Origin of the sequence: Lactobacillus ultunensis DSM 16047, from assembly GCF_001436305.1 — a bacterium.
Classification (GTDB): Bacteria; Bacillota; Bacilli; order Lactobacillales; family Lactobacillaceae; genus Lactobacillus; species Lactobacillus ultunensis.
Genome location: NZ_AZFO01000017.1, coordinates 19,238 through 43,691, shown reverse-complemented (window position 1 = coordinate 43,691; position 24,454 = coordinate 19,238). Strand labels below are relative to the sequence as shown.

Genomic DNA, 24,454 nt, shown 5'->3' with positions numbered 1-24,454 from the left:
CCACTTTAGTGGGATTGTATCATTTGAGACGGCTTTTATGTATTAAGATAACAAAAAAGCAACGCTTTTAAGCGTTGCTATTCTAGTGATCCGGGTGAGATTCGAACCCACGACCCACAGTTTAGAAGACTGTTGCTCTATCCAGCTGAGCTACCAGACCATCTGTATGTTTGTATGTCCTCAACAGAACATAAATTATTATAGGGAATTTAGATTTAAAATGCAAGGGTATTTTTGAAAAAAATTGTTTTTTAGTTGAAAATTGCTTTTTCAATTATAATTAATATTGAAAAGTATGGTTAGAAAAGAGAAAAATTATGGAACTTACCGATAAGATTAGAAAGTACGTAACTGAATTTCGCGAAGGTGCTAAGCAAAATGATGATGCGCGTGATAGCGGACTTCCACATGATATTCCAGAAGTTGAACGTATTAATGATTTACAATATGGTCCAAATGAAAAGTGGAATACTTTAGATGTTTACTTACCTAAAAAAGAAGATAAACCATTTCCTGTAATTATTAATATTCATGGCGGTGGCTGGGTATATGGCACTAAAGAAGTTTATCAATATTATGGTATGGGTCTGGCTAAACGCGGTTTTGCTTTTATCAATCCTAATTATCGTTTAGCTCCAGAGAATGCGGAATTTCCTGATGAATTAGATGATGTTGATCGGTATATGCACTGGGTTGATGACCATGCCGAAGAATACCGACTGGATCGTAATAATGTATTTATTATTGGTGATAGTGCTGGCGGTCAAATGGCAGAGCAATATGTAACAATCTTGACTAATCCTGATTATGCTAAGCTTTTTTCTTACAAGCCACTTAATTTAAAAGTTAGAGCTGTTGGTTTAAATTGCGCTGCTTCTTTTGTTCTGACACCTGATAGTTTGGCAGGATTAGAAAGTGCATATTTTACACCCAGATCTGTTAATAAATATCATGAACAGTTAGATGTTGAAAAGTACATTAATTCTGATTTCCTACCAACTTTCTTGATTACCGCCAATAAAGACTTTTTACATGATATGCAATTTACGTTATTTGGATTTCTATTAGGCAGGGGCGTACCAGCTATTTGCAAGTCTTATGGTGATGAAAAAAATCCTCGTGGACATGTTTTCTTTGTTAATCAAAAAGATGAATTAGCTGATATTGCCAATGATGAGGAAATTGAATTCTTCAGAGAACATATGAGGAAGGATTAGTATGATTAAATTTTATGGATATAAACGTTGCTCCACTTCAAAAAAAGCTCAAAAATGGCTGGATAATCATGGAATAAAGTATGAATTTCAAGATTTAGTTGAACAGCCACCTAAAAAAGAAGCTCTAATCAATTGGATGACCAAGTATCAAGATCGTGGATTAAGATATTTCTTTAATACAAGTGGTCAACATTATCGTCAACAAAAATTAAAGGATAAGGTTCCTACAATGAAGATTGCTGAAGCTGCTGAGATGATGTCTAAAGATGGTAAATTGATTAAACGTCCGCTGGTAGTTGATAAAAATAATTTGACCTGTGGCTTTAAAGAGGATGTTTTTGCACAAACTTGGCTGGAAAAATAATATTTCATTGTATAATACAAAAATGTAACAAATATCTTACATCGAGCTATTTTTATTGACTAAATTTTAAAACGATACTATTCTAAATTTGATTTCATATTTTGAGAAGAACAACTAGTGTGAATTTTAAATTTTCACATGAGTGGAGGAAGAGAAGATTGACTAAAACTAAACAATTTATTGCTAAATTAGCATGTGCGACTGTAATAGGTACGGCAGGTATTGCATTGACTCAGATTAACCGACCAGTAATTACTGTTAATGCATCTACCACATCAGTAGCTGCTCGTGCACTGGGTGTTGATGTTGCCAGTTATCAAAGTGCTGACTTGTCAAGTCATGCTAGAGCTGGCGCACAATTTGCAATTGTTAAAGTAAGTGAGGGGACTTCTTATCGTAACCCTAAGGCTTCAAGCCAAATTTCAACAGCGTTATCAAATAATATGATGCCAATGGCATATCATTTTGCCACATTTAGTTCGAATGCAAGTGCAGCAGCTGCTGAAGCACAATATGCAATCAAGGCGGCTCAAGCTTTTGGTTTGCCAAAGGGTTCATACATCGCTTGTGACTATGAAACTGGACAGGGCAATAATATTTATGGTGGTAAGACGCCTACTGCTAACGCAATTATTGCTTTTATGGATCAAATTAAAGCAGCTGGTTATCAACCATTGCTTTATGCAAGTTCATCAGTTTTGCAAAATCAAATTGATACTAACAGCGTAGTTGCTAAGTATCCTAATTCATTATGGGTAGCTTCATATGCTATCTCAGGTAGAATTGATAATCCTAACTTTAATTATTTCCCATCAATGAACGGAGTTTCAATTTGGCAATTTACTGATAATTGGCGTGGTTTAAATGTAGATGGTAATGTGACCGTTCTTCCTTTATCGATTAATGGTAATGTTACTTCAAATAATGGTGCTATTTCTCAAGCTCCATCCTCAAATGCTAATAATACATCTACTACAAAGAAAGAGGATAAAACCGACAGTAAGCCTGCTAGTTCAACTCCAAGTGAATCAGCAACTTCAGCATTTGTAATGAAGAAGGCTTATGTTTACAACAAGAAGGGTGAACGTCAAAGCGGTTCATATGCAGCCTACACTCGTATCACTTACTATGGCTCTACCACTAGACTTGATAATGGAAAAACGGCTATTAAAGTAGGCGATGACCGTTACGTAATGGCAAGCAACGTGTTAGGCAATTCTCGTGTAATAAGACATAATGCTTATATTTATAATCATGCAGGTAGACGTGCTAACTGGAGAGTTTTGAGAAAGGGTACGCCAGTTAAGACTTATGGCTCAAGATTCCACATTAATGGCAAGTCATATTACCGTATTGGTAAAGGCTTATACGTTAAAGTAGCCAACTTTTAAAATTAAAGATTAATATATGAAAAGTGTGAGTGATTCTGCTCGCACTTTTTTTGTATAATAAAAGTATCTAAGAAACGCTTAGGTGTTTTATTAAAGGTGAAATTAATTTTGAAAAAAAGAATTATAACAATACTAATAGCAGGTCTATCAATTTTTTTGACAGGCTGTACAATGAACAAAAATGTACAAAAGAAAACAGGCTCAGTTAAAACGACTAAAGTTCATCATCAAAAAAAGAATAATAATTCAAAAAAATATCAAGTAGTTGAACAAGACTGGAATATTCAACAAAATGGCGTAAATATTTATGGTCGCCTATATTTGCCCCAAAATTTAGTTGGTAAAAAGAGAGTCGTTATTCTGTCACATGGTTTAGCAGGAAACTATCGCGATATGGTGAGTTATGCTAAGAATTTGGCTAGTCAAGGTTATCTGGCATATGCTTTTGATTATCCTGGTGGTGCTAAGAATGACCAAAGTAGTGGTATTAATCAACTAAATATGTCAATCTTTACTGAAGAACAAAATTTAGAGACGGTTTTAACTGCTATAAGAAATCGACCTGATGTTGATCATAATCAAGTATCTCTTATGGGTGAGAGTCAAGGAGGAGCAGTTTCTGCAATGCTTGCTTCCAAGTTTCCTAAGAAGATTAGATCATTAATTCTACTGTATCCAGCATTTTCAATCACTGATTATACGCAGCTTGCTTTTAAATCGATTAAAAAAGTACCAAAGACCTTTAACTTATTTGGGTTCACGGTTGGAAAAGCTTATTTTGATAAATTGTTTAAATATAACTTGTTAAAGTCGGCAACCAAATATGACGGACCTGTTTTAATTATTCATGGTTCTGACGATATTATTGTGCCAGAAACATATTCTGAAAAAGCAAATAAAAAGTTCAAACATTCACAGCTTTACATTATTAGGCATGCAGGGCATGATTTTAAAGGTAAATATAGAACACGTGCTAATAATTTAATTGATAGTTTTTTAAGAAAAAACGAGGATAAGAGATGAAAAAGAAATTCTTAAGCTTAATTAGCCTATTAAGTTTGCTTAGTTTTTTAGCCATTTTTACCCAACGAGCAAATGCCGATGTTAATTATGACATTAATGATATGGATGTTACAGCTGAAGTCAATCGAGACGGTTCTTTAATGATGCATCGTGAAATTTACTACGATTTTGATAGTGATGCACATGGCGTATTTTATACGCAGAATCTGGGTAAGAAACAAAGTTTATCGAATATTAAGGTTAAAGTTGATGGTAAAAATATTGTACCTGCTAAAAATGGGGATAATAATACTTATCAATTAACTAAGGACGGTAATTCATATCGCTTCAAAGTATTTCACAGTATTAATGAAGATCAAAAAGTAAGGGTGGAATATTCATATCGGATCTTAAATGCTATTACAAATTATAAAGATACAGCTGAATTGAACTTTAAGATTATTGGTAATGGTTGGGATACAGATATTAATAATGCACGAGTAACTGTGCTTTTCCCGGGAAAAGTTAAAGGGCTCAAAGCATGGGCACATGGACCTCTTAATGGTCAGACTCAGGTTTTACCAAATCAGGGTAAAATTATTATGACGGTTGACCATTTATCAGGTGATACAGGAATTGAAGTGCACTCAATTTTTCCGCCTGCAATAACATCAGCTAATATGAATTTTGTTAATAAAAACAGGAAAAAAGCTGTTGAAAAACAAGAAGCTATTTTGGCTAATGAGGCCAATCAAAGAAGGCAAGAAGGCAACGTTATTAATGTTGATTTGCTTATAATTGTTGCTATAAGTAGTATATGGGTTATTATTTCAGGCTTCTTTGGCAAAAAGATTGGTAGTCGTCCAAGAAAATGGAAAGAATTGGTTCACAATTATGAAATTCCAGATATCAGTCCTGTTGCTGCACAAATTTTGGATGAAGCAAGTGAGCCAGATACAAAAGCTTTTACTGCGTATTTGATGCAGCTAGCTGGTAAACACAAGATTAAGATTGAAGATTATCGTACTAGAATACGCAAGAAGACAGCCTATCGAATTACGGTAGTCGATGATAGTATTCTACAAGATGATTTATTAAACTTTTTGTTTAACAAAGTTGGCGATGGAAAATCATTTACTACTAAAGACTTACGTGATTACACTTCGCGTAAATTAGGCAAAAAGTATGAAAAATGGCGTGATCGACAGTATAAACTAGTTGAAGATGCTAACTTTTTTGATGCCAAATTAGAAACTCGAAAATATCATCGCCGTATGTTTATGATTAGTGGCGTTATTGTTAGTGTAGTTGCCTTGGTGCTCGCTTTATACAGATCCGATGATTTTCCTCCAATATTAGATGTTGCAGTTGTATGTGGAATGATTTTAGTCGTTTTAGAATTTATTGCTTTCTTTGTTGGTAATAAACGAATGAGCATCTATACTCAAAAGGGTGCTTTAGAAACTGATAAAGTACGAGGATTTAAAAAAATGCTGGATGATATCGGTAACTTTAAGATGAAGGACGTGGGTGACTTGATCTTATGGGAAGATATCATGCCATATGCTGTTGCTTTTGGCTTATCGAAAAAGGTTTTGAAAGAGCTGAAAGTGGAATTTAGTGATGAAGAATTAGCGAATACCCCATTTATACTTTATGGGCCATTTTATAGCTCAAGTAGTGATGGTTTCGCTAGAAGTTTTGATAATAGTTTCTCCTCGGGAGTTTCTGTAGGGTCATCATCATCTGTATCTGGTGGATCAGGTGGATTTTCAAGCGGTTCATCAGGCGGATTCGGTGGTGGATCTGGCGGTGGAGCATTTTAAAAATATTTTGTATAATTTATAAAAAAGGAGGCAGAACTATGCCATTTGTACATATTGAATTAATTAAGGGTCGTTCAGACGAACAAATTACTAATTTGATGAAGGATGTTACTGAAGCAGTTCATAAGAATACAGGTGCTCCAAAGGAGCATATTCATGTAATTATCAATGAATTGGGTAAGCACTCATATGGTCAAGGCGGCGAATGGAGAGCTTAAACTAAAAAAGATCTTTGTGAATTTTGAATTTCACAAAGATCTTTTTGTTTCTCTTGAATTAACTTAATTTAACGGTCCAACCATATTTGTCGTCCAGATCGCCAACTTGAATACCAAATAATGTATCATAAAGTTTTTGCGTGATAGGTCCAGCTTCTGTTTCACTGCCAAAGACATATTTCTTGCCTTGATAAGTCAAGGAACCTACCGGAGAAATTACAGCAGCCGTACCCATTGCACCAGCTTCAGCAAAGCGATCAACATCATTAATTGGAATTTGGGTTTCAGTTGGATTAAGACCAAGATCTTTAGCAATTTTCAAAATTGATCGTTTGGTAATTGAAGGTAAAATTGAGTCTGATTTTGGTGTTTGGAATTGTCCCTCTTTAGTAATGCCATAGAAGTTGGCACCACCGAATTCATCGATGTATTTGTGTTCTTTTGGATCAAGGTAAAGTGCATCAGCAAAACCATTCTTCTTGGCAATTAATGATGGCATTAAGCTACTGGCATAGTTACCAGCGGTTTTAGCTTGACCAGTGCCAAATGGAGCAGCACGGTCATAATCGCTGACTTCGTAAGGCATTGGTTTGAGGCCTTTGATATAGGCACCAACTGGAGTAGCGTAAATTCTGAATTCATAGGTTGCTGAAGGAGAAACGCCAACAATTGGTTGAGTTCCCATCATGAATGGACGAAGATAAAGCGTGCCACCTGAACCATATGGAGGCACAAATTCCTGATTTGCTAGAACTACTTCTTTTACAGCTTTAAGAAATTCTTCTTCAGGGTAAGGCTCCATCAAAAGTCGCTTAGCTGAGTTAGCCATTCTTTTAGCATTTTGGTCAGGTCTGAAAAGGTTAATACCACCATCTTTTCTGCGATATGCTTTTAAGCCTTCAAAGATTTCCTGGCCGTAGTGCAATTCTTCAGCAGCTTCGTTAAAGGTAATAGTAGAATCTTGAGTTAAATGACCACCTTGCCACTTACCATCTTTGAATTCATCGACCCAGCGATATGGAAGATCATGATACTTAAAGCCAAGATTATTCCAGTCTAAGTCTTCAGGACGAGTTTTTGTCATAAGTTGTTCCTCCTTTGGAATAAGTAGTATTTTTGATTAAATTATATGAAGGCATGGCTTTAAACGCAAAAGATTTGATATTTTATTTTTAATTATTAAAAGTAAGCAATATAATAAATAGGCATGATCAAAATGAAAAAAGTGGTGAAAAAATGTACGATTATCGAAACAATATCAAAATAATTTTAAATAAAACAGATTCAGATGATAGAAGTTTAGCCAATAGTTTAAATGCCATTAAGGCAATTATTGCAATGGCTGAAGGTGAATCGACAGAGTCTAAATCGAAAAAAATAGTATCTAAGCCTAAGAAAATGGCCAATACGCAATCAATTGCACAAAGAAATGCGGATTTAAAGCAATTTAAACAATTATTGATGGGCTTAACTGAATTAATCGAAACGCCTGGCGATGATAACGCAAAGAAAAAATCACTTTCAGCTTTGCATAAACTTACATTTGTACCTGGCGTAGGTAAACGTTACGGCAACGTTTTAGGAAAATTGGATCAGGCAATTCAAAGATCTAAGACAACTAGAGAAGCTGTAAATAAAAAGATTTTTGAAGATGCAATGAAACCCAAGAAAGAGCCTAAGCGTGATTATCGAAAAGGTAAAAGATACACAGTTATTCGGACGCTTTCTGGTTGTAATTTGATCAACGATAATGGTCAAATTGTTTATCGCATTAAAGAATCTCAAATCCATTCTTTAAATCTTAAAAGTGGTGACATTGTTGAAGCTTTAGAAGATAAAGACAATCCTCATTATGAAGCTGAAATTTTGCGTGTTGTTGGTTATCGTAAGTTGAGAACTCGTGATTATGATCCAATTGAAGAATTTCGTTATGCGGTAGTCCAAGGTAAAACGGGCCAACTAGCAATTACTCGTAACATTAAAGGTGAGAAATTACGTATTCGTGGAAAAGATATTACTATTCCAGTCGATTCTAGTTACTATCAAGGTGAAGATATTCACTTAGAAGATGGCTCGATTGTAGATTTGGCATGGTATACAGGGGATGTCAGAATAAAGAAAAATCCAAGCGAAGCTGTTCAGATTCGTTGGATTTATCAAGTTGATCCACCTAAACAATCTGATTTATCTTATAAGAAGAAAGATAAGAGTAAAAAAGAGCAAGAAGAACTTACTAAGTTAGACATGAATCTTCACTATCAGAGAGTAGGAATTGCTATTGGTGATAATCAAAATGAAGGTATTTTAGAAGGAATTGTTACTCGCTATAACGGCATCCCTATTCCAATTGATGCTTTTGAAGGTAAGAAGAAGATTATGGAAAGACAGATTAAAGATCTAGATATTGTGATCCTAATGACTGCCTATGCTGCTCATGATGCCACTTGGAACATTCAAGAATTTGCATCTAAATATGGCGCTAAATTTGCCGTTTCTTCATCTAAAGGCTATCGTTCCTTTGAAAGAGCATTATACCGAGCTGAAAATGGATTGCCTGCTTATGAAGGTACACAAACAATAGAATATAAGGAAGCGAAGGAATAAAAACTTTAAAATTATTGATATCCGTTGAAAACCGTTGTATTATATAAGAGTTGTATTTGTGGAGACCTCCACATCTGCAACCGCACGGCTAGAGGTTAGAAGTCTTCTTGGGTAAGGAGCACCCCAGTTCGGCGAGTCTAAGTATTTTTTCGGAGGTGTACAAATGTACGCAATTATTAAGACCGGTGGTAAGCAATACAAAGTTGCAGAAGGCGACAGCGTATTTGTAGAAAAGCTTGATGCTGAAGAAGGCAGCGAAGTAACTTTTGAGGAAGTTATCCTTGTTGCTAATGGTGACGACGTTAAGGTTGGTACTCCATTAGTAGATGGTGCTAAGGTAACTGCTAAAGTTGAAAAGCAAGGTAAGGAAAAGAAAGTTGTAACTTTCAAGTACAAGCCTAAGAAGCACTCACACAGCAAGTATGGTCACCGTCAACCTTACACTAAGGTTACAGTTGAAAAGATTGAAGCTTAATTCAGAGGTGAAATGATTATGAATATTTTAGGTATGAAATTATTTGCCCACCACAAGGGTGGCGGTTCTACTGCCAACGGTCGTAACTCAGCTGGTCGTCGTTTAGGCGCTAAGGCTGGTGACGGTCAAACTATCCACGCAGGTACTATTATTTACCGTCAACGTGGTACTAAGATTCACCCAGGCAAGAACGTAGGTCAAGGTGGAGACGATACTTTATTTGCACTTGTAAATGGCGTTGTTAAGTTTGAACGTCTTGGCAAGTACAAGAAGCAAGTTTCTGTATACCCAGCTGAAGAAGCTAAGTAATTCAGATAGACAAAAGAATGAGGCGAGTAGCTTGAGCCACCCGCCTTTTTTCATGGCCTTTTCTAGCTATTAGGGGCCTAAATTTAGTATAATTAATAGAAATTGTATGCAAAGAAGGTCTCTGATATGGAAGAAAAGCAAGAATTATTAACGTTGATCAATCGAAGAATTGATCAAGTTGCAGCTTTGATTAAAAAACATAATGCTGATGCAATGATTATTTTTAATCAAGCCAATTATCGTTATCTAACCAATTTTACCGGTGAAGAAGCTCAATTGATCTTGAGTGCTAATGGTGATCGGACACTTTTATCAGATTCTCGCTTTGCTGGTCAGATTAAAGCACAGGCTCCAGGTGAAATGGATGTTGTAATGAAACATTCAAGTGACTATGAAGAACTAACTAAAGCCCTTAAAAAAATGAATGTTAAAAGAGTCTTAGTTGAAGGTGAATTCGTTTCTGCCAGTGAATACGTTAAGCTAAAGGATTTAAATCCTGATGCTGATTTTGAAATAGTTGAGGAACTTGTTGAACGTGTAAGAAACGTTAAAGATGAATTAGAAATTGCCGCTTTACGTAAAGCAATTGATATTTCAATGGAGAGTTTCAAAGCTATTTTGCCTATGATTAAGCCAGGTGTGAAAGAGCGAGCTATTGGTGCTAAGCTAGATTATTTATTCAAAGTCAATGGCGGAGATGGTCCAGACTTTGATACAATTGTTGCTTCAGGGGTACGTTCTGCTTGGGCTCATGGAGTAGCTAGCGATAAGGAAATTGAAGAAGGCGACATGATAGTTATCGATTTTGGTAGCTTTTATCATGGTTACGCTGCAGATATTACTAGAACAGTGTCCTTAGGTACAGTTGATGCTGAGATGCATAAAATTTATGATATTGTGCATGAAGCACAACGTCGTGGAATTGCAGCTGCGGTGGTAGGAAATACTGGTCATGACGTTGATAAAGCAGCTCGGGATTACATCACCGAACAAGGCTATGGTCAATTTTTTGGGCATGGTATTGGTCACGGCATAGGTTTAGAAATTCATGAACTGTGTCAACCAGCTTTACCATTTAGAACAACTAAACTTGTTAATAATATGGTACACACTGTTGAACCAGGAATTTATCTACCAGATAAAGGTGGCGTTAGAATTGAAGATGATATTTTAGTTCATAATCAAACGCCTGAAACTTTATCGACTTTACCTAAAGATGAGTTGATTTCTCTTTAGTTTAGATTTTAATGGGTCGAAGTTATAGCCAAAACGGTTTAAGATTGGTAAGATATTAATGTAGAAATGAGGGACTTAATATGACAATGATTTCAGTTAACGAATTCAAGAATGGCTTAACTATTCAATACAATAACGATTTATGGCGCATTGTTGAATTCCAACACGTAAAACCAGGTAAAGGTAGTGCTTTTGTACGTTCAAAGTTAAAGAGCTTGAGAACTGGTGCTGTACAGGAATATACTTTCCGTTCAACTGCTAAGGTTGAAACTGCAGATATTCAAACTAAGTCAATGCAATATTTATACAACGATGGTTCAAGTTACGTATTTATGGATACTTCTACTTATGACCAATTAGCTATTCCTAATGAACAAATTGGTGACGAATCCAAGTACTTACTTGAAAACATGGTTGTTAATGTAATTATGCACGATGGTGAAACTTTAGGTATTCAACTGCCTAACACAGTTGATTTGAAGGTTGCTAAGACCGAACCTAATATTAAAGGTGATACTTCATCAGGTGGTGGTAAGCCAGCAACTATGGAAACTGGTTTGGTAGTTAACGTACCATTCTTTATTAATGAAGGTGACGTTTTAACTATTAACACTACTGATGGTACATACGTATCTCGTGCAAATAAGTAGTTCTTTGAGGTAACAAAATGGCAGATAGTTCAAAAATTCTCTTAAGTGGCGAAGAAAACAGCGAACAAATTAAGATTGATCCAAGTGTGCTTGAAGTTATTTTGGGTATTGCCGCCGAAAAAGTAGATGGCGTCGCTGGAATGCGTGGTAGTCTTAAATCTGGACTTAATTGGGTTCTTGGTCGTGAGGATCATGGTAAAGGTGTTAATGTAAAAGTCGATGAAGATAATAAATTAATTGCTGACGTTTACGTATACCTTGAAAGTGGTGTGAACGTTCCTAAGGTCGGTATGGAATTGCAAAAAAAGCTAAAAGCACAATTGTTGCAAATGACTGACCTTGAACTTAAAGCAATTAATGTTCATGTTGTAGGTCTAGCTTTCCCAGAAGATGAAAAAGACACTGAGGAGACTACCTCAGAGCTGTTTCCGGAGGATGAAGTAGAGAAATAATGAACCAACACGAAAGTCGCAAAGTTGCTATGCAAGCAGTATATTTGGCTAATCAAGAGCCAGATTTAAATGCTGAAGAGGTTGAAGCAAAAGTCGTCGCAACGCTTAATTTAAAACAGCTTTCTGCCTATTCGAAGAAACTAATCGAAGGCGTACTTAAAAATCGTGAAGATTTACAGTCTGAATTAACTAATCATTTAAAAAAGGGCTGGCGTCTTGAACGTGTAAGTCAAATTGTGGTTGCTATCATGGAAGTTGCTCTTTTTGAAATTAAAGAGAGTGATGAAATTGATCCTAAAGCCGCAGTTAATGAAGCTTTAAATTTATGTGACGAATTTGCTGAGCCAAAAGAAAAACCATTTATTAATGGCATGTTAGCAAACTTTGTTTAATAACGATAATAGCCGGCATTTTTTTGCCGGCTATTTTTTTAACAGTAAGGAGAAATTAATTGGGAAAGATTCTTGATGGAAAAGCAGTTGCAAATCTGTTAGCGCAAAATCTTAAAGAAAAGGTTAAGAAACTAAAAAGTGAAGGAATAGTACCCCATTTTTGCGTAATTAATATTGGAGACGATCCTGCTAGTAAAATTTATGTACGTATGAAGAAACGGCGTGCAGAAAAAATAGGAATTGTGCAAGATGTTTATCAATTAAGTGCGGATACTAGTCAAGAAGAAGCACTGAAACTAATTGATAAGTTAAATTCTGATCCTAAAATTAATGGTGTAATGGTTCAATTACCGGCACCAGATCAAATTGATGCAGATGAATTGCTTGCAAGAATCAATCCTGATAAAGATGTTGATGGTTTGACTCCAGCTAATACAGGCCGTTTGTGGATGGATAATCATTTTGTTGAACCAGCAACAGCTGAGGGAATAATTGAATTATTGAAGCACTATCACATCTCTTTAGCCGGTAAAAATGTAGTAATTATTGGACGTAGCAATATTGTTGGCAAGCCCCTTGCCGCTTTGATGTTAGAACAAGATGCTACTGTAACGATTGCTCATTCTAAAACTCAAAATTTGGAAGACCTAACAAAACATGCTGATATAGTCGTTTCAGCTACGGGACAAGCTTTCTTGGTCACTGCTGATATGATTAAGGATGGAGCAATTGTAGTTGACGTAGGTATAAATCATGTGAATGGTAAGTTAGTAGGAGACGTTGACTTTGAAAATGTTAAAGAAAAAGCTAGCTACATTACACCTGTACCTGGCGGCGTTGGCCCTCTTACTGTACAATTCTTGATGGAAGCAGTAGTTAAATTGACTAGGAGACAAAATGACCGAAGATAAATACTTAACGGTTACAGATTTAAACTATTATATTACTCAAAAATTTAAAAATGACCCGTATCTACACAAGGTTTTTTTGCAGGGTGAATTATCTAACTTTCGTTATCGGCGAAACTCTCATCAATATTTTTCACTGAAGGATGAGAAATCTAAAATAAATGTGGTTATGTTTCGTTCATATTTTGATAAAGTAAAGTTCAAGCCTGAAGAAGGAATGAAAGTCTATGTTGTTGGTTATGTAAGTGTTTATGGCCCACAAGGTTCATACCAATTCTATGCAGAAAGTATGGAACCAGCAGGGTTAGGCGCTTTATATGAGCAACTTAAGCAGTTGCAGGCTAAATTAGCTAAAGAAGGTTTATTCACCAATCCTGAACATAAGAAAAAACTACCACGTTTTCCTGATCGAATTGCAGTGGTTACTAGTGCCTCAGGTGCGGTTATTCACGATATTATGGTAACCGCTAATCGACGTTTCCCTCATGCTGAAATTGATTTATTTCCTGCTCAGGTTCAAGGAGATACAGCTGCTGATTCATTAGTTAGTGCTATGCAACAAATTGCGGCTCAAGGTGACAAATATGATGTTATGATTATCGGTCGAGGCGGTGGCTCACTTGAAGACTTGTGGCCCTTTAATGAAGAAAAAGTGGTTCGACAAGTTTATGCAATGACAATGCCGGTTATTTCCTCAGTTGGACATGAAACTGATACCACTTTATGTGATTTAGTTGCTGATGCACGAGCTGCAACACCTACTGCAGCTGCTGAATATGCAACTCCAAATCTAGTAGATGAATTAGCGGGGATTCAGCAATTACGTAGTCGGTTATTTTCTAGTATGCAAGCTATAATTCGTGAAAGGCGTGATCGCTTGAATCGAATTAAAAACTCGGTTATTATGCGTGAACCCACAAGGTTGTATGATCAACAAATTGAAACAGTTGATCGTTTAAAACAACGCTTAGATAATAGCATGAAAAATCAACTAAATCGCTCAAATCAAAGCTATCAGTTATTGAAACAAAGACTACTTAGTGTGAATCCAGATAAGCAAGTTCACCAAGTGAAGCAACAAGAACAGTTTTTGATTAAACGTTTAGTGGATAATATGCAACACTATCTAAAAGATAAACGCAGCGGCTTTGCTAAAGTCGTCCAGCAGTTAGATGATTATAGTCCACTAAAGACGCTTGAACGTGGCTTTGTTTATACTACCGATGAGCAAGGGCGTACAATTAGTTCTATTAAACAAGTTAAGACAAAGGATCAGTTAAATTTGCATTTTAAGGATGGTCAAGCAGTAGCAATAGTTACAAAGACGAAGGAAGATAAATAATGCCAACTAAAAAGAATAATTTTGAAGAACAATTAAATAATTTAGAACAAATTGTTACCAATTTAGAAAATGGTAACGTTCCATTGGAAGATGCTTTGAAGCAATTCCAAGAAGGAGTAAAAATTAGTCGTGATTTAGATAAAAAGTTAACTAGTGCAGAGGAAACTGTGGCTAAGTTGATCGATAGTGATGGTACGGAACATAAATTAGACCCTAATAATGCATCAGCTCCAGAGGAATAAAATGACAGAATTTACTTATTTTAAAAATGATTGGACACCAGTAATTGATGATTATTTAGCAAAGCATTTGGCAGATGAGGTTGAAGATCCGAAAATTAGTCAAATTATGGCTTATTCTGTCATGGCAGGTGGTAAACGATTGCGTCCTTTGCTTTTCTTAGCAACATTGAATGTTTTAGGTAAAAAAATTGAAGAGCCTGAAATTCGAATTGCCTGTGGAATTGAATTGATTCATACTTATTCGTTAATCCATGATGATTTACCAGCAATGGACAATGATGATTATCGTCGTGGTAAATTAACTAGTCATAAAAAATGGGGCGAAGCTGAAGCGATTCTAGCTGGGGATGCACTTTTGCCAATGGGTATTCAATGGATTGCTGAAGGTAGCAATTCTGCTAAATTAGCAGCAATGATTACCAAAGCTGTCGGCCCTAATGGCATGGTTGGGGGTCAATATTTAGATATTGATTCTACTAATAATGCTAGTGTGGCTGGAGATGCAAAATTTATTAATAAGATGGAATGGTTGAAAACTGGCTGTTTAATTCAGGCTAGTGTAGAAATGGCAGCAGTGTATGCTAGAGCTACTGATATTGAACAAGTAAAATTAGTAGATTTTGCTAAGGCTTTTGGGCGTTCTTATCAAATTTATGATGATTTAGTTGATGTAGTTGAAACAAGTGAAGAAGCTGGTAAAGCAACTCATAAGGATGAAGAAGAAGGCAAGAACAATACATTAACTTTGTTAGGAATTGATAAGAGTCGGAAAGAACTTAAAAATTTAATCAAGCAAGCTAAAGATGACTTGCATGGTTTAAATGGGAAAATTTTATCTGGCTTTTTTGATCTATATCAAAAGGTGTTATAAATGGCAAAAAAGAGAGCAGATATTTTGTTGGCAGAGGAGGGAGTTTTTCATTCTCGTTCTGCTGCACAAAGAGCAATTATGGCAGGATTAGTTTCTGATCATAATCACCAAAGAATTGATAAAAGCGGAACTAAATTTCCTGAGGGAGAGAAGTTCTATGTCAAGGATGATGGTAAAAAATACGTTTCTCGTGGTGGCTTCAAGTTGGAAAAAGCTTTAAAGGTTTTTCAAATTGACTTGAATAACAAGATTTGCTTGGATATTGGTGCTTCTACAGGTGGTTTTACCGACGTAGCTTTACAAAATGGAGCTAAAATGGTTTATGCATTAGATGTAGGATATAACCAACTTGCTTGGCAGTTACGTGATGATCCACGTGTAGTAGTAATGGAAAAGCAAAATTTCCGTTATTCTAAGCCTGAAGATTTTAATCAAGGCTTGCCTGATTTTGCCATGACTGATGTATCCTTTATTTCTTTGGATTTAATCATGCCACCAATGTATGACATCTTAAAGGATAAATGCGATGCTGTTTGTTTAATTAAGCCGCAGTTTGAGGCAGGTCCAGAAAATGTTGGTAAACATGGTATCGTACATGATCATGAAGTTCATAAACAAGTTATCCAACACACAATGCAAAAAGCACTGGATATTGGATTTAATGTTTTAGGCGTAGACTATTCACCAATTAAGGGTGGTAAAGGAAATATTGAATTTTTAATTCATTTGCAAAAAGATGAGACCAATGGTGGTCAAAATCTTTGGCATGGAACACCTGAAGAAGTAGTTGAACGTGCCGTAAACGGTCTTTAGGAGTGAAAGTATGTTAGTCGAACTGGATATTAAAAACTTTGCAATTATTAAAAGCTTAAAGGTTCGCTTTCAAGAAAAAATGACGGTCATTATCGGTGAAACTGGTGCTGGTAAGTCAATTATTATTGATGCAGTTTCTTTATTGATGGGTGGTCGTGGTCAAAAAGAGATGATCCGTTCAGGTGAAAAGAAAGCTGTAATTACAGGATTATTTGAATTAGATGACCAAAAAGATAAGATTGCTGAATTATGTGATAAATACGGTTTACCACATGATGATGATCAATTAGTAATTAGTCGTGAATTAGCTGTAAAAGGCAGAAATGTAGTTCGAATCAATGGGCAATTAACAACAATTAATGTTTTAAGAGAAATTGGCCATTATTTAGTAGATATTCATGGACAGCACGATCAACAAATTTTAATGGATCAAGATCGCCAAATAGATCTAGTCGATAATTATGCACCAGCAAGTTTTAAAGATGATTTGAAAGATTATCAGGCAGATTTCGTCAAGTGGCAGAATTTAACTAAAAAATTGCGTCATCTTCGTCAGGATGCTCAGGAGTTAGCACAAAAACAGGATATTCTTCAATTTCAGAACAATGAATTAGAGTCTGCGGATTTAGAAGATCCTCAAGAAGATGATAAGTTAGAAGAAGAATATAATGAGTTGAATAATTATCAAAAGATTGCTGATACTGCCAATTATTTCGTGCAATTGTACGACGATGACGAGCATGGAATTGCAACTTTATTGGGGGATGCTCAGAATGCGGCAACTGATCTGACTGAATTTGGCTCAAAGTTTAAAGATTTTGCTAAAACGGTAGACGATGGTGTCTATGCTTTAAATGATGCACGAAGCGAATTATCAAATTTAATGGATCAAATGGATTTTGATGAAGAACGTTTTCAGTACGTTACTAATCGCCTAGATACGCTTAATTCTTTGAAGAAAAAGTATGGTCCGACCTTAAAAGATGTTTTTAACTTCTACGCCAAGGTACAAAAAGAACTTGGTCAGTTTGAAACTGGTGGTTTAGATGAAGAGAAAATACAAGCGGAAGTAGCTGAAGTTGAAGAGAGATTAACTAAAAAAGCGCGTAAACTCCACTTAATTCGTGAAAAAGTAGCTCATACTTTGGAAGAACAAATTAAACAAGAGTTAGCTGATCTTTACATGGAAAAAGCTCGATTTTCAATCAACTTTGAGGAAACTAAGACTTTTACTGATAAGGGTACCGATTCAATTGTGTTCTTGATTGCACCTAACCCTGGTGAGGACCTGATGCCATTGGTAAAAATAGTTTCTGGCGGTGAACAATCTAGACTTATTTTGGCTTTAAAATCAATATTTAGCCGAGTTGAACCAGTAGGTACCATGATCTTTGACGAAATTGATACTGGTGTCTCTGGACGTGTTTCTGCTGCTATTGGTAAGAAAATGCATTCTATTGGTCATAATAAGCAAGTTATTGCTATTACTCACTCCCCACAGGTTGCTGCAGCAGGTGATCAACGTTATCTAGTAGCTAAACAAGTTAAAGATGGGTCAACCTTTACTCAAATTGGACCTTTAAGTAAAGAAGAAACCATTACTGCTATTGCTCAAATGATGGCCGGACAAGATGTAACAGATGCAGCTAAACAGAATGCTGCGGATTTAATTAAAAGTATAAAAGATGAATAGTATTAATAAATTTTGGAATGATTTTTGTCAGAAACATCAACTTAGCCCCGCTGCATTAGAAAGTGCGGATGCTTATGGAGCTAATAGTCATGATGCAGATGTTCTGAGTGATCTGATCAATCGTGGAATTAAAACGGCCACGACTAGTATTTATACTTCTCAAGAAGATCTTCCGACAGTAGGAGCTTATTCGATTGTTTTAAATGGCAAAAATGAACCAGTTTGTGTAATTAGAACTAAAACAGTAGAAATCATGCCTTTTAAAAAAGTCTCACCGGAACATGCCTATTTAGAAGGAGAAGGCGATCGTTCTTATGAAACTTGGCGTGATATACATGAAAAGTTTTTTACTTGGGAATGTCGTGAGGAACTTGGAAAAGAATTTACGGAAAATACAGAAGTAGTGTGCGAAACTTTTATTAAAGTTGAATAAGAAAAAAGAAGGCAATTGCCTTCTTTTTTTATAGGTCAATTCTAAAAATGTCGTCTATATCGACAATTCGTAATATTTTTTGATCAATATCTGATAGAACAAAACGTCCTGCAGACAAACGTTTAGAAATTTTGCCGATTTCACTTGTACCGTCGCGATAGGTAATCATTATGTAGTTCTTATGTAGAATTGCGTAGGTTAAGTAAGCTAAAATCTTACCGGAGAATTGACTATAGATACTAAGCTTGTCAGTATTATATTCGAATAGATAGCGGTATGCCTTTTTGAATTGTTTTTCTAAAAAATTAGTCATATTAATCATCCTTTTGTGAACCATTGTTCCATAAAACAAGCGTTTGGTATATACAAAATAAATAAAAATTGAAAACTTGAAAAACTAAGCAATTTAGTGCAAACTAGATATATTAATAGTTACTAAGAGGAGTTCAGCATGGCAGATAAAGGTTTATTACTTGTACTTTCCGGTCCCTCAGGAGTTGGAAAAGGGACTGTTAAAAGTGCTATAGTTGAAAACAAAGTCTTTCCATTTGAATATTCGGTCTCAATGACAACCCGTAAACCTCGTCCAGGTGAGGTTGATGGCAAAGACTATTTCTTCGTTAGTGAAGAACGTTTTCAAGAAGCTATTAAAAACGGTGAGTTGTTAGAATATAATGAATATGTCGGACATCATTACGGAACACCCCTTGGTCCGGTAAAGAAGATGCTTCATGAAGGCAAAGATGTTCTGCTCGAAATTGATGTCAATGGTGCACAAAAAGTGCGAGAGAAAATGCCTGATGGCGTATTTATCTTTTTGACCCCACCAGATTTACATACCTTACATTTACGACTTGAACACCGCGGTACTGAATCAGAAGATGTTATTCGTGGTAGAATTAAACAAGCTCGAAATGAAATCTTGGAAATGGAAGACTATGATTATGCAGTAGTAAATGATACAGTAGCTAATGCAGTCGACCATATTAAGGCAATTGTTGATGCAGAACATGTCAGCGTTAAACGTGTAATTGATGACTATCGCAAGATGGTCAAGGAGGACTAATTATGAGAATCACTTATCCATCAATTGATAAATTGTTATCACGTGTTGATTCACGTTATTCATTATCTGTTCTTGCTGCTAAGAGAGCACATGAACTTGAAGCAGGTGATCCACCAACTTTGGAAAAGTTCAAATGTGATAAGGCTGTTGGCAAGGCACTTGAAGAAATTGCTGCTGGTAAAGTAACAGTTGACCCAGCTCATGCCGAGGTTAACCTCGAAGATTAATTGATTGACCTTCATCCTATGGGGTGGAGGTCTTTTTTACAGGTGATTAGATGATTGCTCAGGTTATTGTAGATGTAGCCGCGCGGCAGACTGACCGTGCTTTTGAATATCATATTCCGTCCGATTTAGAAAAAGATATTAAAATTGGCTCTAGAGTGGTTGTTCCGTTTGGCCCGAGAAAGGTTCAAGGCTTTGTTGTAGGGTTATCAGAAACCAGTGAATTTAAGGGTAAGTTAAAAGATCTATTAGTGGTAGTAGATGAAATGCCGCCTCTTACACCTGAGCTGGTAAAATTATCTGCTGATCTAGCTAAAAATATTTATTCATACCGTATTAAAATCCTGCAGGCAATGTTGCCGTGGGTGATGCGTGCAGGGTATCGAAAATTATTGCTTCCCAATAGTAGTCAAGCTCAAAAGATGCAATTCTTTAAGGGTGATCCGATAGATTTGAATAAAGTTACTGATCCAGATCAAATTAAGCAGATTCGTAAACTACTGAGAAATGACGATGCCAAGATTGAATATGTTGTCGAAAACAAAGCAAAAAAGAAAAAAGAAAATCAATATGACTTAGTCTTGGCTCCGTCAGAATATGAAAAGATTTATAACACTTTAAGACAAAATGCTGTTAAGCAAAAACAACTTTTAATGGATATTGTTGAAAATTATAAAGCTTATCCTAAGAGTCAATCTAATCTTGAAAATAAATTGGATTTAACATCTAGTGTGCTTAATTCGGCTGTAAAAAAAGGTTGGTTAAAACGTAAAGCAGTCGAAGTTTATCGAGATCCATTGGCTGGGTTTGATGATCATAAACCTGCTAAAATTACCTTAAATGATGAACAACAAAATGCACTTGATCAGATAGCTCAAAAAATTGATCAGCAAAAGTCTAAAACTTTTTTATTAGAGGGAATTACAGGTAGCGGCAAAACCGAAGTTTATTTACATGCGATTAGTGAAGCGTTAGCTCAAGGCAGAAATGCCTTAATGTTAGTGCCGGAGATATCTTTAACTCCACAAATGGTGCGACAGGTAAGGGCTAGATTTGGTCAAGAAGTTGCAGTTCTGCATAGTGCTTTGTCCGAAGGTGAAAAATATGATGAATGGCGACGTATTCGTCGTGGTGAAACTAAGGTAGTAGTGGGCGCTAGAAGCGCTGTGTTTGCTCCACTTGATAATATTGGATTAATCGTAATTGATGAAGAGCATGAATCTTCATACAAGCAAGAGACAGATCCACGCTATAATGCACGTAATGTGGCAATTTGGCGTAGCAAGTATCATCACTGTCCACTTGTTTTAGGAAGTGCTACACCCTCATTAGGTAGTCGTGCAAGGGCACAAAAACATGTTTATCAACTATTACGCTTAACTAAGAGAGCTAATCATAAGGAACTGCCACAGGTTAATTTAATTGATTTAAAACATGTTCAGTTTGCAGGAGGTCAATTTGATCTTTCAGTTAATTTAGTAAATGCGATTAAGGATCGGCTTGAGAAAAAAGAGCAGGTCATTTTAATGCTTAATCGGCGAGGATTTGCTAACTTCATGCTATGTCGAGAATGTGGGTTTGTTTTAAAATGCCCTAACTGCGATGTTTCGCTGAATTTACATAAAGATACTAATAGTATGCAATGTCATTATTGTGGTCATACTGAACCGATTCCGCAACGTTGTCCCAACTGTCAAAGTTCACAAATTAGATTTTTAGGTACTGGAACTCAGAAAGTTCAAGAAGAATTAGAAGAACTTTTGCCAGGTGCAAGAATTTTACGAATGGATGTGGATACTACCCGTAGAAAAGGTAGTTATAAACGAATTTTAGATGCTTTTGGAAATCATGAAGCAGACATTTTGTTGGGTACTCAGATGATTGCCAAGGGATTAGATTTCCCTAATGTTACTTTGGTTGGGGTTATTAATGCTGACACTGGTTTATGGATTTCAGACTATAATGCATCTGAGAAGACTTTTGAGTTATTAACTCAAGTTGCAGGTCGAGCAGGCCGAGCTGAAAAAGAAGGCGAGGTTATGATCCAAACTTATAATCCAGATCACTATGCAATTCAATTAGCTAAAACGCAAGACTATGAGCGTTTTTATGCTTATGAAATGAACGTTCGTCATGCTGGTAATTATCCGCCATACTTTTTTACTGTTTTAATTTCAATTGCGTCAAAAAAAGAACAAAATGCTGCTCGTGAAGCTTTCAGAATTAAACGCTTCTTAATGCAGAGATTGCATCAGGAGACAATTATTTTAGGTCCCTCGCCAAGTGCAATTTCTCGTGTAAAAAATCAATATTATTATCAAATACTGGTAAAATATAAAAAAGAACCAAATTTAAATGAATTATTGCACCATGTTCAAGATTCCGCACAGGAAGCTAAGAAATATGGTTTAAGTATTTATATTGATAATGAGCCAGAAAGAATAATGTAAGGAGATGCTGTGATGACATCAATAATTTTTATGGGAACACCAGAATTTTCAGTTCCAGTACTTGAAGGTTTAATTGACAATAACTATGAAATTAAGGCAGTAGTAACACAACCAGATAAAAAAGTGGGACGTAAGCAAAAGATTGCCAAGTCTCCTGCAAAAATAGCGGCAGAAAAACATAATTTACCAGTTTTCCAACCGGCAAAGTTGTCTGGTTCAGAAGAAATGCAAAAATTAATTGATATGCATGCTGACTTAATTGTAACTGCAGCTTATGGTCAGTTTTTGTCAACTAAATTTTTGAATTCTGTAAAGATTGCAGCTGTTAATGTACATGGTTCGCTTTTACCAAAATATCGCGGTGGTGCGCCTATTCAATATTCATTAATTAATGGTGATCAAGAAACTGGTATTACAATTATGGAAATGGTGAAGAAAATGGATGCCGGTGATATTTATGCTCAAGAAGCAATTAAGATTGAGCCAGATGACAATGCTGGTAGTTTGTTTAACAAATTATCAATTGTTGGACGTGATTTACTTCTTAAGACTTTGCCAGCAATTATTGACGGCACTGTTAAGAAAATTCCGCAAGATCCTGATAAAGTTATTTTTTCGCCTAATATTACCAAGGCACAAGAAAAAATCACTTCTGAAATGACTGCTACACAAGCAAATAATATGATTCGTGCTCTTAATCCAGATCCTGGTGCTTATATGATGATTCAAGGCAAACGTTTTAAGATCTGGAAGGCAGAGGTTGCTGATGATCATACGGATTTAGTTGCAGGATCAGTTGTGGCAAAGAAGGGAAGATTTGCCCTTAGTTTTGCTGAAGGTACAGTTTTGAACTTACTTGAAGTACAACCTAGTGGTAAGAAGAGAATGGATATAAAGAACTTTTTGAATGGACAGGGTAACAAGTTTACCTCAGGAGAAGAAATTGTCGACAAGTAAGAGTGCTCGTGCAATCAGCTTAGCAACATTAATTAAAGTTTTAGAGGATGGTTCATACTCTAATATTAGTTTGAATAACAGCTTTAAAAATTCAAATCTTTCAGTTGCTGATCAGAATTTAGCAACAAGAATCGTTTACGGTACGATTCAGTATCGTCTTTTCTTGGAATATCAGTTGAAAGGATTAATTAGAACCAAGTTAACGGAAAGATATATTAATCCTTTATTATTGATGTCGCTTTATCAAATCATTTTCTTAAATAAAGTACCTAATCGGGCAGTTTTGGATGAAGCTAATAAGCTAGCTAAACAGTTTGGTAGACATCATTCTTCTGGTTATCGCATCGTTAATGGAATTCTGCGTTCTTTTATTCGACGAGGCGTAATTTTGCCTAAAGAAAACAATAAGTTAGAATATCTTAGCGTGAAAGAAAGCGTGCCGGAGTGGTTGGTTAAATACTTTGTGAAAAATTTGGGCATCGAACGTACGCAATCAATTTTAACCAGTATTAATAAACCAGCTAAAAATTGCGTACGCATTTCTTCATTAGTCAATGCAACTGAGGTCTTTCAGCGATTAAAAGATGAGGGTTACCAGCCTAAGTGGTCAAATTTATCAGATCATGATGTAACTTTGAAACATGGTGGCATTGGTCAAAGCGATTTATTTAAAAAAGGTCAGTTGACAATTCAAGATGAAGCCGCTAGCTTAGTGGTAGAGGCTTTCGATTTTGATAAAACGCAAGTGGAACATGTTCTTGATGCTTGTAGTGCACCAGGTGGTAAGACTGTTCAAATAGCAGAAAATCTTGCAGATGGTGACGTAATAGCGCTAGATATTCATGAGAAAAAGTTACGTCTGGTTGCAGAAAATGCTAAGAGAATGCATGTAGCAGACAAGATTAAAACTCAAGCTTGTGATGCACGCAAAGCTGGAAAGATTTTTAATAAAGGTGAATTTACCAAGATCCTAGTTGATGCACCATGTTCTGGTTTAGGACTACTAAGACGCAAGCCAGAAATACGTTATACAAAGAGTCTTCAGGATTTGCATAGTTTACAAAAAATTCAATTAGCGATTCTGGATTCTGTTAGCGTACCTCTACAAAAAAATGGCGAATTAGTTTATTCGACTTGCTCTATTTCAATGGAAGAGAATGAAGAGGTAGTTAAAAAGTTTTTACAGAGGCATTCACAGTTTGTATTGAAACCATTTAAGTTGAGTAAATTAGAATCTAAGACCGGGATGTTAAAGATTATGCCTGATCAAAATGGCAATGATGGATTTTTCATTGCAAAATTTAAAATGCGAGGTTAGA

The 24,454-nt window shown here is 35.8% G+C and carries 27 protein-coding genes, 1 tRNA gene and 1 other annotated feature; of the genes, 25 read left to right on the top strand and 3 right to left on the bottom strand.

The window, feature by feature from the left end:
- Positions 1-86 precede the first annotated feature (86 nt).
- Positions 87-160 (bottom strand) — tRNA-Arg (locus tag FC57_RS06215).
- A gap of 157 nt (positions 161-317) precedes the next feature.
- Between FC57_RS06215 and FC57_RS06210 the strand changes: the two genes are divergently transcribed.
- From FC57_RS06210 to FC57_RS06185, 6 genes are all read left to right on the top strand, one after another.
- Positions 318-1,217: an alpha/beta hydrolase gene (locus tag FC57_RS06210; protein WP_007125336.1), complete on the top strand. Its 900-nt coding sequence runs from the start codon at positions 318-320 to the stop codon at positions 1,215-1,217.
- 1 nt (position 1,218) lies between these two features.
- Positions 1,219-1,581 carry an arsenate reductase family protein gene (locus tag FC57_RS06205; protein ID WP_007125337.1) on the top strand — a complete coding sequence of 121 codons (363 nt, stop codon included), beginning with the start codon at positions 1,219-1,221 and terminating at the stop codon, positions 1,579-1,581.
- Between the two features lie 158 nt (positions 1,582-1,739).
- Positions 1,740-2,972: a GH25 family lysozyme gene (locus tag FC57_RS06200; protein ID WP_040529364.1), complete on the top strand. Its 1,233-nt coding sequence runs from the start codon at positions 1,740-1,742 to the stop codon at positions 2,970-2,972.
- Positions 2,973-3,080: 108 nt separating this feature from the next.
- On the top strand, positions 3,081-3,995 hold the full coding sequence (locus FC57_RS06195; protein WP_236253616.1) for an alpha/beta hydrolase: 915 nt from the start codon (positions 3,081-3,083) through the stop codon (positions 3,993-3,995).
- Positions 3,992-5,800 (top strand): DUF2207 domain-containing protein, encoded by a 1,809-nt coding sequence (locus FC57_RS06190; RefSeq protein ID WP_007125340.1) that lies wholly within the window; start codon positions 3,992-3,994, stop codon positions 5,798-5,800. Before FC57_RS06195 ends, FC57_RS06190 begins: the two co-directional genes overlap by 4 nt.
- A 38-nt stretch (positions 5,801-5,838) precedes the next feature.
- Positions 5,839-6,018, top strand: a complete 180-nt coding sequence (locus FC57_RS06185) for a 2-hydroxymuconate tautomerase (RefSeq protein ID WP_003547962.1) — start codon at positions 5,839-5,841, stop codon at positions 6,016-6,018.
- A gap of 58 nt (positions 6,019-6,076) precedes the next feature.
- Here FC57_RS06185 and FC57_RS06180 read toward each other — a convergent pair whose 3' ends face one another.
- Positions 6,077-7,102, bottom strand: coding sequence for a branched-chain amino acid aminotransferase (locus FC57_RS06180; protein WP_007125341.1), 1,026 nt, complete (start codon positions 7,100-7,102; stop codon positions 6,077-6,079).
- Positions 7,103-7,254: 152 nt separating this feature from the next.
- Between FC57_RS06180 and FC57_RS06175 the strand changes: the two genes are divergently transcribed.
- The 14 genes from FC57_RS06175 (at position 7,255) to FC57_RS06110 (ending at position 18,438) form a co-directional block, all read left to right on the top strand.
- Complete coding sequence (locus FC57_RS06175; RefSeq protein ID WP_007125342.1) at positions 7,255-8,622, top strand: DUF2325 domain-containing protein; 1,368 nt, start codon at positions 7,255-7,257, stop codon at positions 8,620-8,622.
- A 68-nt stretch (positions 8,623-8,690) separates the two neighbouring features.
- Positions 8,691-8,771: a sequence feature (ribosomal protein L21 leader region), on the top strand.
- A gap of 14 nt (positions 8,772-8,785) precedes the next feature.
- Complete coding sequence (gene rplU, locus FC57_RS06170; RefSeq protein ID WP_007125343.1) at positions 8,786-9,097, top strand: 50S ribosomal protein L21; 312 nt, start codon at positions 8,786-8,788, stop codon at positions 9,095-9,097.
- Between the two features lie 18 nt (positions 9,098-9,115).
- Positions 9,116-9,406, top strand: a complete 291-nt coding sequence (rpmA, locus tag FC57_RS06165) for a 50S ribosomal protein L27 (RefSeq protein ID WP_007125344.1) — start codon at positions 9,116-9,118, stop codon at positions 9,404-9,406.
- 126 nt (positions 9,407-9,532) lie between these two features.
- Positions 9,533-10,642 carry a M24 family metallopeptidase gene (locus tag FC57_RS06160; protein ID WP_007125345.1) on the top strand — a complete coding sequence of 370 codons (1,110 nt, stop codon included), beginning with the start codon at positions 9,533-9,535 and terminating at the stop codon, positions 10,640-10,642.
- An 80-nt stretch (positions 10,643-10,722) separates the two neighbouring features.
- On the top strand, positions 10,723-11,292 hold the full coding sequence (gene efp / locus FC57_RS06155) for an elongation factor P (RefSeq protein WP_007125346.1): 570 nt from the start codon (positions 10,723-10,725) through the stop codon (positions 11,290-11,292).
- A gap of 17 nt (positions 11,293-11,309) precedes the next feature.
- Positions 11,310-11,744 carry an Asp23/Gls24 family envelope stress response protein gene (locus FC57_RS06150; protein ID WP_007125347.1) on the top strand — a complete coding sequence of 145 codons (435 nt, stop codon included), beginning with the start codon at positions 11,310-11,312 and terminating at the stop codon, positions 11,742-11,744.
- Positions 11,744-12,136 (top strand): transcription antitermination factor NusB, encoded by a 393-nt coding sequence (gene nusB, locus FC57_RS06145; protein ID WP_007125348.1) that lies wholly within the window; start codon positions 11,744-11,746, stop codon positions 12,134-12,136. The genes FC57_RS06150 and nusB overlap by 1 nt, the downstream gene beginning before the upstream one ends.
- 59 nt (positions 12,137-12,195) lie before the next feature.
- Positions 12,196-13,047 (top strand): bifunctional methylenetetrahydrofolate dehydrogenase/methenyltetrahydrofolate cyclohydrolase, encoded by an 852-nt coding sequence (locus FC57_RS06140; protein WP_007125349.1) that lies wholly within the window; start codon positions 12,196-12,198, stop codon positions 13,045-13,047.
- Complete coding sequence (xseA, locus tag FC57_RS06135) at positions 13,034-14,386, top strand: exodeoxyribonuclease VII large subunit (protein WP_007125350.1); 1,353 nt, start codon at positions 13,034-13,036, stop codon at positions 14,384-14,386. The genes FC57_RS06140 and xseA overlap by 14 nt, the downstream gene beginning before the upstream one ends.
- Positions 14,386-14,628 (top strand): exodeoxyribonuclease VII small subunit, encoded by a 243-nt coding sequence (locus tag FC57_RS06130; protein WP_007125351.1) that lies wholly within the window; start codon positions 14,386-14,388, stop codon positions 14,626-14,628. Before xseA ends, FC57_RS06130 begins: the two co-directional genes overlap by 1 nt.
- A 1-nt stretch (position 14,629) precedes the next feature.
- Positions 14,630-15,499 carry a polyprenyl synthetase family protein gene (locus tag FC57_RS06125; protein ID WP_007125352.1) on the top strand — a complete coding sequence of 290 codons (870 nt, stop codon included), beginning with the start codon at positions 14,630-14,632 and terminating at the stop codon, positions 15,497-15,499.
- A complete protein-coding gene (locus FC57_RS06120) occupies positions 15,500-16,312 on the top strand; it encodes a TlyA family RNA methyltransferase (RefSeq protein WP_007125353.1) in 813 nt (270 codons plus the stop codon).
- Positions 16,313-16,322: 10 nt separating this feature from the next.
- Positions 16,323-18,005, top strand: a complete 1,683-nt coding sequence (recN, locus tag FC57_RS06115) for a DNA repair protein RecN (RefSeq protein WP_007125354.1) — start codon at positions 16,323-16,325, stop codon at positions 18,003-18,005.
- Complete coding sequence (locus tag FC57_RS06110; RefSeq protein WP_007125355.1) at positions 17,998-18,438, top strand: ASCH domain-containing protein; 441 nt, start codon at positions 17,998-18,000, stop codon at positions 18,436-18,438. Before recN ends, FC57_RS06110 begins: the two co-directional genes overlap by 8 nt.
- Before the next feature lie 28 nt (positions 18,439-18,466).
- Here FC57_RS06110 and FC57_RS06105 read toward each other — a convergent pair whose 3' ends face one another.
- Complete coding sequence (locus tag FC57_RS06105) at positions 18,467-18,751, bottom strand: hypothetical protein (protein ID WP_040529366.1); 285 nt, start codon at positions 18,749-18,751, stop codon at positions 18,467-18,469.
- Between the two features lie 138 nt (positions 18,752-18,889).
- Here FC57_RS06105 and gmk point away from each other — a divergent pair, with 138 nt between their 5' ends.
- Genes gmk through rsmB form a run of 5 tightly spaced genes read left to right on the top strand, consistent with a single transcriptional unit; the run spans position 18,890 to position 24,453 of the window.
- Positions 18,890-19,504: a guanylate kinase gene (gene gmk / locus FC57_RS06100; RefSeq protein WP_007125357.1), complete on the top strand. Its 615-nt coding sequence runs from the start codon at positions 18,890-18,892 to the stop codon at positions 19,502-19,504.
- 2 nt (positions 19,505-19,506) lie between these two features.
- Entirely contained in the window at positions 19,507-19,731 is a 225-nt protein-coding gene (gene rpoZ / locus FC57_RS06095; protein WP_007125358.1) for a DNA-directed RNA polymerase subunit omega, read from the top strand.
- Between the two features lie 50 nt (positions 19,732-19,781).
- The gene (gene priA, locus FC57_RS06090; RefSeq protein WP_007125359.1) at positions 19,782-22,178 is read left to right on the top strand and encodes a primosomal protein N'; all 2,397 of its coding nucleotides are present in this window, start codon (positions 19,782-19,784) and stop codon (positions 22,176-22,178) included.
- Between the two features lie 12 nt (positions 22,179-22,190).
- A complete protein-coding gene (gene fmt, locus FC57_RS06085; protein ID WP_040529367.1) occupies positions 22,191-23,135 on the top strand; it encodes a methionyl-tRNA formyltransferase in 945 nt (314 codons plus the stop codon).
- Positions 23,086-24,453 (top strand): 16S rRNA (cytosine(967)-C(5))-methyltransferase RsmB, encoded by a 1,368-nt coding sequence (gene rsmB / locus FC57_RS06080; protein WP_007125361.1) that lies wholly within the window; start codon positions 23,086-23,088, stop codon positions 24,451-24,453. The genes fmt and rsmB overlap by 50 nt, the downstream gene beginning before the upstream one ends.
- The last annotated feature ends 1 nt before the right edge of the window (position 24,454 follow it).

What these genes read in the sequence shown, in the direction of transcription:
- xseA (WP_007125350.1), top strand. Translation starts at nt 13,034, where the DNA reads ATGACCGAAGATAAATACTTAACGGTTACAGATTTAAACTATTATATT.
- FC57_RS06180 (WP_007125341.1), bottom strand. Translation starts at nt 7,102, where the DNA reads ATGACAAAAACTCGTCCTGAAGACTTAGACTGGAATAATCTTGGCTTT.
- FC57_RS06175 (WP_007125342.1), top strand. Translation starts at nt 7,255, where the DNA reads ATGTACGATTATCGAAACAATATCAAAATAATTTTAAATAAAACAGAT.
- efp (WP_007125346.1), top strand. Translation starts at nt 10,723, where the DNA reads ATGACAATGATTTCAGTTAACGAATTCAAGAATGGCTTAACTATTCAA.
- FC57_RS06160 (WP_007125345.1), top strand. Translation starts at nt 9,533, where the DNA reads ATGGAAGAAAAGCAAGAATTATTAACGTTGATCAATCGAAGAATTGAT.
- rpmA (WP_007125344.1), top strand. Translation starts at nt 9,116, where the DNA reads ATGAATATTTTAGGTATGAAATTATTTGCCCACCACAAGGGTGGCGGT.
- fmt (WP_040529367.1), top strand. Translation starts at nt 22,191, where the DNA reads ATGACATCAATAATTTTTATGGGAACACCAGAATTTTCAGTTCCAGTA.
- FC57_RS06210 (WP_007125336.1), top strand. Translation starts at nt 318, where the DNA reads ATGGAACTTACCGATAAGATTAGAAAGTACGTAACTGAATTTCGCGAA.
- gmk (WP_007125357.1), top strand. Translation starts at nt 18,890, where the DNA reads ATGGCAGATAAAGGTTTATTACTTGTACTTTCCGGTCCCTCAGGAGTT.
- recN (WP_007125354.1), top strand. Translation starts at nt 16,323, where the DNA reads ATGTTAGTCGAACTGGATATTAAAAACTTTGCAATTATTAAAAGCTTA.
- FC57_RS06150 (WP_007125347.1), top strand. Translation starts at nt 11,310, where the DNA reads ATGGCAGATAGTTCAAAAATTCTCTTAAGTGGCGAAGAAAACAGCGAA.
- FC57_RS06120 (WP_007125353.1), top strand. Translation starts at nt 15,500, where the DNA reads ATGGCAAAAAAGAGAGCAGATATTTTGTTGGCAGAGGAGGGAGTTTTT.
- FC57_RS06205 (WP_007125337.1), top strand. Translation starts at nt 1,219, where the DNA reads ATGATTAAATTTTATGGATATAAACGTTGCTCCACTTCAAAAAAAGCT.
- FC57_RS06110 (WP_007125355.1), top strand. Translation starts at nt 17,998, where the DNA reads ATGAATAGTATTAATAAATTTTGGAATGATTTTTGTCAGAAACATCAA.
- rsmB (WP_007125361.1), top strand. Translation starts at nt 23,086, where the DNA reads ATGGACAGGGTAACAAGTTTACCTCAGGAGAAGAAATTGTCGACAAGT.
- nusB (WP_007125348.1), top strand. Translation starts at nt 11,744, where the DNA reads ATGAACCAACACGAAAGTCGCAAAGTTGCTATGCAAGCAGTATATTTG.
- FC57_RS06185 (WP_003547962.1), top strand. Translation starts at nt 5,839, where the DNA reads ATGCCATTTGTACATATTGAATTAATTAAGGGTCGTTCAGACGAACAA.
- rplU (WP_007125343.1), top strand. Translation starts at nt 8,786, where the DNA reads ATGTACGCAATTATTAAGACCGGTGGTAAGCAATACAAAGTTGCAGAA.
- rpoZ (WP_007125358.1), top strand. Translation starts at nt 19,507, where the DNA reads ATGAGAATCACTTATCCATCAATTGATAAATTGTTATCACGTGTTGAT.
- FC57_RS06125 (WP_007125352.1), top strand. Translation starts at nt 14,630, where the DNA reads ATGACAGAATTTACTTATTTTAAAAATGATTGGACACCAGTAATTGAT.
- FC57_RS06130 (WP_007125351.1), top strand. Translation starts at nt 14,386, where the DNA reads ATGCCAACTAAAAAGAATAATTTTGAAGAACAATTAAATAATTTAGAA.
- FC57_RS06105 (WP_040529366.1), bottom strand. Translation starts at nt 18,751, where the DNA reads ATGACTAATTTTTTAGAAAAACAATTCAAAAAGGCATACCGCTATCTA.
- priA (WP_007125359.1), top strand. Translation starts at nt 19,782, where the DNA reads ATGATTGCTCAGGTTATTGTAGATGTAGCCGCGCGGCAGACTGACCGT.
- FC57_RS06190 (WP_007125340.1), top strand. Translation starts at nt 3,992, where the DNA reads ATGAAAAAGAAATTCTTAAGCTTAATTAGCCTATTAAGTTTGCTTAGT.